General features: G+C 36.1%; 7 protein-coding genes. 6 read left to right on the top strand and 1 reads right to left on the bottom strand.

Annotated features, from left to right (window positions below; genetic code table 11):
* The first annotated feature begins 249 nt into the window (after positions 1-249).
* Positions 250-561 (top strand): hypothetical protein, encoded by a 312-nt coding sequence (locus tag Q0976_RS23115; RefSeq protein ID WP_299497043.1) that lies wholly within the window; start codon positions 250-252, stop codon positions 559-561.
* A 242-nt stretch (positions 562-803) separates the two neighbouring features.
* Complete coding sequence (kdsB, locus tag Q0976_RS23110) at positions 804-1,616, top strand: 3-deoxy-manno-octulosonate cytidylyltransferase (protein WP_299497040.1); 813 nt, start codon at positions 804-806, stop codon at positions 1,614-1,616.
* A 132-nt stretch (positions 1,617-1,748) separates the two neighbouring features.
* Here the strand turns inward: kdsB and Q0976_RS23105 are convergent, their stop codons facing one another.
* Positions 1,749-2,162, bottom strand: a complete 414-nt coding sequence (locus tag Q0976_RS23105; protein ID WP_299497037.1) for an HIT domain-containing protein — start codon at positions 2,160-2,162, stop codon at positions 1,749-1,751.
* A 224-nt stretch (positions 2,163-2,386) separates the two neighbouring features.
* Here Q0976_RS23105 and Q0976_RS23100 point away from each other — a divergent pair, with 224 nt between their 5' ends.
* The 4 genes from Q0976_RS23100 to Q0976_RS23085 all read left to right on the top strand — a co-directional run bounded on the left by Q0976_RS23100 (position 2,387) and on the right by Q0976_RS23085 (position 13,179).
* Positions 2,387-4,465 carry a capsular polysaccharide biosynthesis protein gene (locus Q0976_RS23100; RefSeq protein WP_299497034.1) on the top strand — a complete coding sequence of 693 codons (2,079 nt, stop codon included), beginning with the start codon at positions 2,387-2,389 and terminating at the stop codon, positions 4,463-4,465.
* A 41-nt stretch (positions 4,466-4,506) separates the two neighbouring features.
* A complete protein-coding gene (locus Q0976_RS23095) occupies positions 4,507-5,760 on the top strand; it encodes a capsular biosynthesis protein (protein WP_299497031.1) in 1,254 nt (417 codons plus the stop codon).
* Positions 5,761-6,861: 1,101 nt separating this feature from the next.
* Positions 6,862-8,109: a UDP-N-acetyl-D-mannosamine dehydrogenase gene (gene wecC / locus Q0976_RS23090; RefSeq protein WP_299497028.1), complete on the top strand. Its 1,248-nt coding sequence runs from the start codon at positions 6,862-6,864 to the stop codon at positions 8,107-8,109.
* Between the two features lie 411 nt (positions 8,110-8,520).
* Positions 8,521-13,179, top strand: coding sequence for a glycosyltransferase (locus Q0976_RS23085; RefSeq protein ID WP_299497025.1), 4,659 nt, complete (start codon positions 8,521-8,523; stop codon positions 13,177-13,179).
* Positions 13,180-13,247: the final 68 nt, after the last annotated feature.

The following is a 13,247-nucleotide window of genomic DNA, read 5'->3' as shown; positions in this document are numbered from 1 at the left end:
TGTTTCATTTATAAAAAGCAATGGTATATATCATAATGATATTTATATAAAAATGATTACATGAATGCAAGCATCAGCCATTGGTAATCTAACGCTCAAATATCATTCTAATTGTTGGTAATTTTATACTCAGGTACTTATAATAGCTTAAAACACTTGGGAAAGTTTTATGCTAAAAAAATAAAGAATAACTTCCTCCCTTTTACCGTTAAAATAAATCATCGATCAATCAGAAGGTTAAATTCTACAATGTTTTTAGAAGAAAACCTTCTATTCGGTACTTTTCATTCAATCGATGAAGTGTATACCATTAGTTCACTATCTGGTTTTGAAGCCTTATTAAGAGGTTTAAAAGTAACCACTATGGCATGCCCATTTTATAGTGGTTGGGGACTCACTAATGACTTACAACCAAATGCTAGGCGAAATAGAAAATTGACAATTGACAATAGAACAGTTGTTCGCGGGTGCCTTATTTATTGTAGCCAGAGTTATACCCACAATATTTTAACCCTGACTCTTCAAAACCATCAACTCTGGACCAGTTATTGGTTTATTTAACTAATGAAATGAAAAATAGCAAAATTTAATACGTTTACATATGTAGCATTAAAAATATTTAACACTTGTAATCAACTTTAAAGTACACTAATACTTTTGGCTAACAGGTGATTGTTTTTAGTAAAATAAAAACAATCCTTAAGCTTATACAAACAAACATTAATAATATCATATTTATATGATTAAAAAGACAAAAATTACCACATAATAATAAAATCCTTATCAACGAAAAGGACGCTAACATGCAGTATAAAATTGTTATTCCCGCTCGGTTTGCTTCGACACGGTTACCGGGTAAGCCGCTGATGAAAATAGCGGGTAAGCCAATGATTTGGCACACTTATCAGCGGGCTTTGGAAACGCTAATTGGTAATAAAAATATTATTATCGCCACAGATCATGCTGAAACGGGACACATTGCCTCTGACTTTGGTGCCAATGTGGTCATGACATCCAGTGAGCATGAATCGGGTACATCACGACTGGCTGAAGTCGCTAGACGGTTAAGTTGGGATGAAAATACCATTGTCGTCAATCTTCAAGGTGACGAGCCCTTATTAGAACCTGAACTGATCGAATTAACGGCAAAAACATTATCTGATCACCCCAAAGCTGGCATGGCAACCTTGGGCTGCCAAATTAAACAACAAGAAGATCTGCTCAATCCAAATTGTGTCAAAGTAGTCTGTGACAGAAATGGAAAAGCGATTTACTTTTCTCGCTCAGCCATTCCTTTTGCACGGGATGGTTTCGAACAAGCCCATTTTAATACGCCCAGTAATCCATGGCGACGCCATATTGGCATGTATGCCTACCGTGTTTCAGCCTTGTATCAATATCAGTCATGGCCAAGTTCGGTACTGGAAGAACTGGAAAAACTTGAGCAACTCAGAGCCATTTTTAATGATGTTCATATTCAAGTTGCTTTAATTGATAAAGCGCCTAGACATGGTGTTGATACTTTTGATGATTTGGAAAAAGTGCGCAGCATCGTCACGCAAAGCAATTTACAAGAGCAAGGTCACCAAGACAAGCTACAACAAGCACAGCTGTAAAGACAAGTATATACCAAAAGCATTATTTTTAACTAAGCCTACCACTTCTTATATCGGTGATAAAATTCTATCGACAATACCCGTGTATAGAGTATGCACGGGTATTTTTTACATTGAAAATTTACGGTTACATTACAGCTGGGTTTGCAAATAAGTATTCATCTGCGCAATCAAATGATCCAATTTTGTCTCATCCATTTGCTGACCCGACGTATTACCCCATATTGGCTTAGGCCAAATAGCATCATTATAAAAACGTGCCACATGATGCACATGCAATTGCGGCACAATATTGCCTATTGCAGCCACATTAATTTTATCAGCTTTAAAAACATGCGATAACATTTCACCGATCAGTGATGATTCTTTTAAAAGTTGCCCTTGCTCTTCAAGTGTGAGTTGAAAAATTTCCGTTTTATGTTCAATACGCGGCACCAAAATAAGCCAAGGACCAATGTCCTCTTTATTTAGCAATACATCACACAGAGGCAAACTGATCACTTTTATTGTTTCTTTTTCTAATTGTTTATCTAAACAAAACGCCATTAGGATTACATCCATCAATCATTTAAAGCTGTAAACTACTCTAAATAAATTAATAACTCAATCACGCTTATTGATATCGATTTCGCGATATAGATTTAGCTATCTTGTTGACACATTCGCTGACTTATTGCATGTTCAACTTTGCATAATTCCACATAAAATAAGCTCGTCAGCACTTTTAACCGTGTAAAGCAAACTATGACATCACTTTTAGCAGCCTATTTATGACTTTATATACAACATCAGCAGGTATTTTAGCGAGAAAGTCGACCATTGATGCCTGCCTTGGGCAACAAATTCGGCGACTTTCAAAACATAATCATCACCAGCTCTCAAAGCAATCTGATGCTTTAGTCGGTTGGGGGGTAAAACCAAATTCACTCAAATTAAAGGCCCTGTCAGTATCATTATCCTGTGACTTTATCCACCTAGAAGATGGCTTTATTGGTTATACAGGTCATCCCAGCGCACAAGGCAAAGCCGTGTCTATGATTGCGGATAAAATAGGGATTTATTATGATGCCAGGCAACCTTCCACCCTTGAACACCTGATCAATACCCCCTGTGAAGAAAGTACTTTAAGGCGCGCACAACAGTTGGCGCAACAAATGGTTCAGCTGGGGATCACTAAATATAATTGCTACCCTGCATTTCAGGCTCAATATACACTACCAGCCTCTTTAGCCGACAAGCTAAAAAATGAAGCAATGGTACTGATTGTTGATCAAGTCAGTGGCGATCAATCCATTGAAGGAGCATTAGCCTGTGCCAAGGATTTCAGTCGAATGCTTGAAAGTGCCCACCTGCACTACCCCAATGATAAACTGGTCATTCGTACTCATCCAGATACACGGCTTGGACGTAAATCCGGCATATTGGCACAAATGATGGCACACGCTTTACCCTCACATTTAAAAAATCATATCATAATAGAGAGCAGTCCTTGCCATCCACATGCCCTTATTCGCCATGCTAAAGCAGTATTTACTGTCTCTTCGCAAATGGGCTTTGAAGCCTTATTATTAGGTAAACCAGTACATTGTTTCGGTATGCCATTTTATGCCGGATGGGGGCTGACCCTTGATGATAAACATTGTGACAGAAGACAAGCTGTCACATTAAATCAATTAATTGCCGCTAGCTTAATTCGATACCCATTGTATTTTGATCCCATTACTTTAAAAGCTTCCACACCAGAAGATGCTATTGCATTTATCGCTCAACAAAATCACTCAGCTCCTCTTTATGACACCCTTTATTTATTGGGCTTTTCATTTTGGAAACGAGCTTTTCTTCTTGAATTTTGTCGACCACTGGCTAAACGCATTAAATTTATCAGCAAAAAACCAAACCCAATAAAAGAACATGAAAAACTGCTGGTATGGGGAAACAAATACCCTGAACTTAAGCATGCTATTCGTATCGAAGACGGTTTTATTCGTTCCAGCGGACTCGGTTCAAATTTAGCCCGCCCTTCATCGCTCATTATTGATCCCTTAGGCATGTATTTTAACGCCCAAGTGAATAATAGCTTAAGAGAAAAGCTCAACCATATTGAAATCAACGATGACATGTATCACCGAGGCCAAGCATTAATTAAATTGCTCGTTGATAATGACATTAATAAATATAACTTGGTGGGACAAAAGGAATTTGATCTCAACAAATACAATAGTGAGAACAAGATTGGCAATCAGGATCAAACTCGCTTACTCGTTGTCGGTCAAGTCGATGGCGATGCATCCATCATTACTGGCAGCATGCAAATCACCAGTAATGAGGCGTTATTATGGGCTGTTCGCCAAGAGTACCCTGACGCCTTTATTATTTATAAGCCTCATCCTGATGTTGTCGCAGGTAACCGAGAAGGTCATATATCAAAAGCGTGTTTAGAGACTTGTGTCAATGTTTACCTCACAGATATCGCGTTAACTCAACTTTACCCTCATATTGATGCTTTACACACAATGACATCGTTAAGTGGTTTTGAAGCATTATTGAGAAAGGTCACTGTCGTCACTTGGGGGCAACCTTTTTATGCTGGATGGGGACTGACACAAGATAAATATCCACCAAATGATAGATTGCGCACACTTAACCTGCCCACGTTAGTGTATATTTGTGTCGCGTTATACCCCAGTTATATTGATTGGGACACACGCTTAAAAATATCGCCTGAGCAATTGATTGCAAAAATGGCTAACAACAAAGTGCAAATAAAAAACCAACAGTCTTATTGGCGACGTTGGCGACTTAAACTCGGTTATTTACTTGAAACACTGAGTGTCATTGCACTTCGATGAAATTGATCGGCTAACGTATGGCTAAATAAACATGGGACGTTATGAATATCTTGTTGTTACAAGGCCCCTTAGGGTCATTTTTCCAAGTATTGGGAAATCAGTTAATTCGCCAACAGCATCAGGTTTATAAAATTGATTTCAATGGCGGCGATCAATCTTGGCCGATTAATGGCCACAATCAGGCCTTTCAAGGTCCAGTTAATGAGTGGTCCGCTTATCTAAAACATCACCTTCAATTATGGTCCATAGACGCTGTTATTTGTTTTGGCGATTGTCGTTTCTATCATAAACAAGCCGCCGGACTTTGCCAGCAGCTTAAACTCGCATTTTGGGTGTTAGAAGAGGGCTACATCAGACCCGACTTTATTACTTTTGAGCCTCAAGGCGTTAATGCCTATAGCCCACTTTACCCTATTGCACAGCAACTGAGTGAGCACGCTTTACCTATTATTGATAACGATGAACAAGATTATATTACCGTAGGTAAAACATTTTCAAAACGTGCTTACTTTGCCTCACGTTATCATATTTTGCGCACCCTTAAAGCGAAACATTTCAAACATTACAATAATCATCGACCATGGAATGTATATCAAGAAGCCTTCAGTTGGGTTAAAGGCGGCATCTTAAAACTTTTTAGAAAAAGCCCTGATAGACAGTTGATGCAACGTTTACGTCAAACATCCGCCAAGCTTTTTTTTGTGCCATTACAAGTCAGTGAAGACTTTCAAATAAGACAACATTCCGATCTCAGTAGCATCACAGATATGATCAATCGCGTCATGTCTTCATTTAGTCAATTTGCCCCTCATAACAGTCAGCTCATATTCAAGCATCACCCTATGGATAGAGGATTTGTCTGCTATAAAAAACAGATTAATGCACTCATTGACAAATATCAGTTACACGCGCGCGTTCATTACGCCTATGAATTACCTTTACCTCCACTGTATCCTCTGTTAACCGGTGTCATCACCATTAATAGTACTGTTGGACTATCCGCCCTGCACCATAATGTGCCAACTTGTTGCTTAGGTCGTGCTCTATACAACCTAAAAGGATTAACTCATCAGTCTGGTTTAGACCGCTTTTGGAACCATCCAACAATGGTATCAGAAGCCTCATACCAATGCTTACAACAAGCGTTACGACAATACACACAAGTCAATGGCAGCTTTTTTAAATACCAAGCTCACACTGCTCACAAAATTATCGCTCAAATAGAAACCGCCCATTATCAAGCCCTTCATACTCATACAGAACCCACTCGTTCACTTGCAATTAAAAGTGCTTAAAGTACTATTAAAATAAACAGTAACGCCTCATTAATAGCTTTTACTTAGCATAAATTGATACACTTAATATTGTACTTAATGCTGTACTTAATATTAATCTTCGTGATGATTATTCTCCACTACTTTCCACTTAGTACATCTGTTTCTTATCGAATACTTATCTCCTAGCCACTTCTTCATACTTTATTTACACAAATCATAATACCAAATACCAATAAAAATATTTTATCATCACCACTGAATTTTAAAGCCAATACGTAAACACACACCGATTATAACTAGTATATTCGATGCATTAATATAAAAAATATTTAATTTAAAATAAGGAAACATTAAAAAGTGCTTTGATTTCAGTATAGAGCTCAAATTTAAAAAACAAAAATAGACTTTATCAATACAAGTTGATATGTTTTTATTAAAAATAATGGTACGGTTAAATATAAATGCAACAATTATAATTTACCATTGTCTTATGGAAAGGCGTTACAGAGTAAAAAAGTGGGTACAAAGGAATGTACAATTGAGTATTAACAAGCCCCCTCCTTCCCACAATAATATTTATTTAAATTTAGCACAATAAATACAATAAGATAAGACTGGCCACAGCTTTATAGGCGTGAAAGCAATACAACAAGGTGGCCAAGTTTAATCAATCCTTTTTAAATCAAGTTTAGCAGCACTCTAGAAGCTGAAATCTAGTGCGGTAGCTATTATCAAAAAATAACAAAAACAAATTACCACCATTTACTACTAATACAAAAAATAAAAACTTCATAATAGAAATAACTAATACCATTTAAATCACTCGTGTTTTATAAAATGTAAAATCACCTACGAACAACTAAACATGCTAATAAAGTTAAATATCATAACCTCTATCATTTAAAAGTATTAAACTTTAATCATTAATACTATTGAGTAATACAATTAATTCGCCCGATTAACTACCAAGGTTAATCATCAATGATGGTATTACCCTAGTAATGATAAAGTTAAGTTCAGTGATAATTAATAAAAAATTATAAAATGAGTTTAGAACATAAATAATGAAAATGAGAAAAATTCCGAAAATAATTTAATGACACCTTAGGGGAAGAAATCATGCACATTGAAACCATTTCCGTCATCGGCTTAGGCTATATTGGTTTGCCCACAGCAGCAGTGATTGCCAGCAACGGCATTCGTGTAAAAGGAATTGATGTTAATCAACATGCTGTCGATACCATTAATCAAGGCCAGATCCACATTGTTGAGCCAGGACTTGAAGCGCTCGTCAAATGTGCCGTTACTGACGGATACCTCACCGCTCATGCTCAACCCCAAGCTGCCGATGCCTTTTTAATTGCTGTTCCCACTCCCTTTATTGGCGATGAACATCAACCTGATTTGAGCTATATCGAAGCGGCAATCAATGCCATCGCGCCTCAGCTTCAAAAAGGTAATCTGGTCGTATTGGAATCCACTTCTCCAGTAGGCGCCACCGAGAAAATGGCTAAATGGTTATATGCACTTAGGCCGGATCTCAGTTTTCCTCATACTATCACCGAAGGCCAAACAGCCGACATCAGTATTGCTCACTGCCCTGAACGAGTTTTACCCGGTCAAGTGATTCGGGAATTAGTTGAAAATGATCGCATCATAGGCGGAATGGATAACGCCAGCACTGAAGCTGCCATTCACTTATATAAGCAATTTGTTCATAAAGGCCATTGCATTGCCACTAATGCGCGCACAGCAGAAATGGCAAAACTCACTGAAAATGCCAGCCGTGATGGACAAATCGCCTTTGCCAATGAGCTGTCCATTATTTGTGACAAACAAAACATTGATGTTTGGGAACTCATTGAACTGGCAAACTTACACCCCAGAGTCAATATCCTTCAGCCTGGTGCAGGTGTTGGCGGACACTGTATTGCAGTGGATCCTTGGTTCATAGTGAATCAAAATCCAATGGATGCCAAACTCATACATCAAGCCCGTAAAACCAATGAATCCAAACCCCAATGGATTATCAATAAAATAGAAGCCGCCTGTAAAAGTATCGATAAGCCTGTGGTAGCATGCTTAGGTCTCTCTTTTAAACCTGATATCGATGATTTGCGTGAAAGCCCTGCACTCAATATCACCCAAACCTTGGCATTAAAGGGTTATGATATTCTCGCCGTTGAACCTCATATTCAGGCCCTACCTGAAAAATTTAGCAATTTAGAAAATATACAACTGGCCGATCTCGATACTGCATTAAAACAAGCTGATGTTGTTGCTATTTTAGTCAAACATAAAGCTTTTATTCGGTACCCTTTTTCACCAGAAAAGGTTCTCGATTTCGTGAATGTCGTAAAAAAATAAACTTTAAATAGATTAAAAATTATAAATAACAATAAAAATTGGATATATCAACATGACTAAAAATTACGCTCAATATAGAGCATTAATGAGACATCGATTTTCCAAAGAAGGAATGAACTCTCCACCAAAATTAAACTGAACATTTTAGTTTGTAAGGTATATAGCTAAGAAATTTATTTAAAGTTTTTAATTACTTTACAAAATTAATAACAGCCAACTATTCCTGTTAAACCTTAGTATCTGATTAAAAAGAAGACTTATATATCTAAGGCTAATGACACTGCAGCATTTATTGCAATAAATTCAACAGGATTTAACTTTATTAACCGACAGTATTATAGTCGGTTATAAAAGTTGGTAAAGCTTGATTCAAATAAGACTTTAACTCATTTTATTGGGAAATAGAGAATAATGTTATTTAGCAGCCAGTTTGAATTAAATGCGGGGAGTTATTGCGTACATGTGCAGTTTGACAGTGATGAAGAAAAAGAAAAAGCACTTGTTTTAAATTATACAGGGTATGACAAAATCCAAGGGTTTGTATCAAATAATCGCTTACGACTATCCAAACAATATGGGGCATTCGATTACATTACAACTAAAGAAGGGGGATCATTTTATTCCGCACTTTTAAAACTGGATGATAATGTGGTTCTAGGGCTTTCAGTATCGGAATGGAAAGGCAGTGGTAATATTAAATCCATTGATGTTATCCCATTAACGAATGCCTCTTCTATCAGAGCACATGCTGCAAAAAAAGAAAAAATTTCTGAACGCCTACTTCTAGAGAATAAAGACCTAGAAGTACAAAACTTAAGGCTCTTAAACGCGATTAACAATTTAAAATCAACGTTATCATACCGACTAGGGCATTATCTCGTTACCACACCTAAAAAACCACTTAGTATGATAAAAATGCCATTTAAAATCATTGATATATATCGTGATTTTAAATCTAAAAGATTAAACAAAGACGGGGACAGTAATGAATGGTTTGATATTGATATATTACCAGCAAAAACATACCCACTTGATAAAAGAAAAGACTTTCAAATAAGCATTGATATTCGAGTCGGTATCGGGGAAAAAAAGAAAGCAGCCTTAATCCAATTTCAATTTGATTCAGTTCCAGCAAGTTCAACCTTAGCGAAACAGTTAGGCATGTCATATTCAGAGAAAGTCGGACTGTATAAATACTTGAATACAGAAAGTGATTCATTAAATTCAATCCAGATTGGAATACCCGATTCTGCATCTGAGGTAAAAGTTTCGACATTATCTTGGTATCCAAACGGAAAAATTAGAGCAAGATTAATAGCCGATGACCATACCCTAGAGTCAACAGATTCAGGCATCACTGTAAAAACTTTATCACAAAAATTAATAGCAACGAAAAACTGGAAAGAAGAATTAAACTCATTAGATTGCGATGATAAAATAAAAAGCGCGGCACTATACACTTATTCGACCAACTTAAATCGTAATCAACGACTAGAAGTGCTTCACTTTCTAGTGAACAATTACCCTTGTTCCACATTATTCGCTAAAAACATGCGCCAATTAACTGATTTTGGTGATTTTAAACTGCTCAATGAAGCCCTCTGTCACATTACAGCTTCCGATAAAATAAAATACAAAAAACAAGTTAACTCTGCATTGGGTTATTTAAACTTACAAAAACGCCTTCCAATCATTCCAACTCCTAATATTTCAAACACATATAATAAAAATGATAATTCTCCCATTGCATTTGTATTACACTGCTCCCTGCCATTTCATAGTAATGGTTACGCAATTCGTTCCCATGAACTGATTAAAGCGATATCAAAAAATGAAAAAGTAGCAGTATTTACCCGTGCTGGTTACCCTTGTGATGTACTACAAGAACAAAATGAATTTAATTCAGTCACACTCGATAACGTAGAATACAATAGCATTGATGGTGCAGATTACTATTTAGATCCTTTAGATGAATATATCAAAAAAGCCTCAGAAGCATTAATACTACAATTTATAAAAAAACGTCCAAAAACCGTGGTAGCCGCTTCATCTTTCTATAATGCTCTACCGGCTTTAATTGCTGCTAAATCTTTAGCTCTTCCCTTTGTCTATGAAGTACGAGGATTATGGGAGGTGACACGCGCTTCAACGATACAAGATTGGAAAGAAAGCGATCGATTTAAATTAGAATATCAATTAGAAGCTTATGTCGCAAAACATGCTGATTCTGTCATCACTATTACTCAAGGGCTAAAAAACGAGCTTGTGAATAGAGGAGTCAATAAATCAAAAATTTCAATTGTTCCCAATGCAATTAATAAAGAACAATTTAACTTTACAAAGCAGAAAGATAAGAAAAAACCTATTCTTGGTTACGTTGGTTCTATTGTAGAATATGAAGGTTTAGATGATTTAATTTTTGCCTTAGAAATCATCAATAAAAAAGGTAAAGATTTTGAATTAGTGATTGCGGGTGACGGCCCATATCTAGCAAAACTAAAAGAGATAGTTAAGCACTCATCCATTTCGACTAAAGTGCGTTTATTAGGCAGAATTCCCCATGAAGAAGTCAATCAACTTTTAAAAACCATCGATATCACTCCCCTTCCACGTAAAAGCGTAGAAGTCTGTGAATTAGTCTCTCCGCTCAAACCTTTTGAGTCAATGTTATCAGGTAAAGCCATTGTTGCTAGTGATGTTACAGCATTAAAAGAAGTAATAGACGGTCGAAATGGCTTGCTCTTTGAAAAGGGCTCAATTAAAGATCTTGCAGCAAAATTAGAAAAATTAATTGATTCTGTTGAGCTACGAAAGTCACTATCTGAGTATGCTAATAATTGGGTGTTGAAAAACCGACTTTGGCCTGTCGTCACCGAACAATACTCTAAAGTGCTTGGGAATATTCATCAAGAACTCAGTACTGAAAAAAAGCCAAGTAATGAACTCAACCTTCTTATTTATGGTGATATTGATATTAACTATACCGACGGTTCTTCTATATGGGCAGTATCAACAGTTGATGTATTTTCTCAATGTAAACAAACTAATGTCGATTTCTTACTAAAGTCAGATAATCTCAACTCATTAGTATTGCAGCAGATCAACCAAATAGATAAAAAAGTTAAAATTATTCAACCTTCTCAGTACGGATTTAAAAGTAAATTATCTCCATCAAATGCTATTGATCTCATTTGTGATTTAGTACAAAAAAATGACTATGATGCAGTGATATTAAGAGGTGCAGAAATAAACAAACTGGCCTTAAGACATCCTGAACTCGCTGGAATCACATGGATATACCCTGTAGAAATATTTCAAAAAGCCCTCAATGAAGTCACTTTAGAAGACAGAGCAATTCTTCAAGATTCTGCTAAAATCCTTTGCCAATCACAATTCATTAAAAATGATCTTATTACTCAATTTAAAGTCGATGAAAATAAGATTATTGATCTCCCCCCTATGGTTCCTGATTCAAAGAACGAATACGGGCGAGGCTCATCTGGTAAAATACAGCGAATAGTGTATGCAGGTAAATTTGATCAATTGTGGGCCACGGAAGAAATGTTAATCGCATTTAAAAAGATCCGTGAAAAATTAAAAAATATAGAGTTACATGTATACGGCAATAAATTTAATGATAAATCAAAAGATAAATCATTTACTAAAAAAGTGACTCACCTCCTCAACAGCCCAGGAGTCATTTGGCATAAAGGTGTTAGCCGAAATAAAGTCCTGAGTGAATTAGCAGGATATGATTTAGCATGGGCATGGCGCTCACCCAATTTAGATATGCAGACCCATGAAATTTCAACTAAATTTCTAGAGTATTCCAGTAAAGGCCTGCCTATTTTATGCCTACCAGGAAAAGCATACATTGCAAACTTAGGTGAAGATTATCCGCTATATGTAGAACAAGAAAGTGCTCTTGTCGATACTGTTATTTTAGCCCTAGCAGATAAGTCACTACTAAAGAAAGCTTCTAACATTGCCTATCATTCATCTAATCAATATTTTTACAGTACTGTTCTCAAACAAAGTTTAATGCCTACCTTAACTTCAATATTAAATCAGTATAAAGAAAAAACCTGTCTTATCGCAGGGCATGATTTAAAGTTTGTTCGTAAATATATCGAACTCTCTAGAGGACAAGGCTACAGAGTAAAAGTAGACAAATGGCTCGGTCATAATAAAAATAATGAACTAGACAGTGCTAGAAAATTAGCGGCATCCGACTCTATTTATTGCGAATGGATGTTAGAAAATGCAGTATGGTACTCTACCAATAAATTAGAACATCAAAATCTTGTTGTTCGATTTCATCGACAAGAAATCGAAACGACCTATCCCAAAAAAGTAGCTTTAAATAATGTAAATCAAGTCCATTTCATTGCTCCTTTAGTTATGAGGGATGCCAGAAAATTATTTTGGAACGAGAAAAATATCGGAATATTAAGAGAAAACTACATTGACTCAACTGCACTAAATAAGCCTAAATTTACCAATGCCAAATTTACTCTAGGCGTTGTAGGCATAGTGCCAAAAATGAAACGCATCGATAAAGCATTAGATTTGCTAGAAATTTTAAGAAAAAAAGATGATCGTTATATTTTAAGAATTAAAGGTAAATTACCTAATGATTACGATTGGATGAAGTCTCGAACAGATGAAATGAGCTATTTTAACAGACAATTTCAGAGAATTGAGACATCCGAGTTCTTGAGAGGAGCGGTTTTCTTTGATGGCCATGGTAATGATATGGAACATTGGTTTAGAAATATCGGGTTTTTACTTTCCTTTAGCGATTTCGAAGGTTGTCACCTCTCCGCAATGGAAGCTATGGGGAGTGGAGCAATTCCGTTGATTTCTAATTGGGAAGGAGCGGATGAGATATATCCTAAAAAATATATATTTAAAGACATAAGCAGTATTTGTCACTTCTTAAAAAAGTGTAAATCAGACAATCAAATCAAACATAATATGAAATATGTCAAAGATCACTCCATAAAGTGGGCTTTGACTGCTTCCATGACAAGTTTTGAATCCGATAATGCATTATTAGAAAAACAATAAATTCTAACGAGCTTTAATATAAATGATCATCACGATGAAACATGGATGCTAAATCTTATATGCGCAGG

The organism is uncultured Shewanella sp. (genome assembly GCF_947501665.1).
Lineage (GTDB): Bacteria > Pseudomonadota > Gammaproteobacteria > Enterobacterales > Shewanellaceae > Shewanella.
Note: the sequence above shows the minus strand (reverse complement) of the source record. Positions and strands in the feature narration are given on the sequence as shown.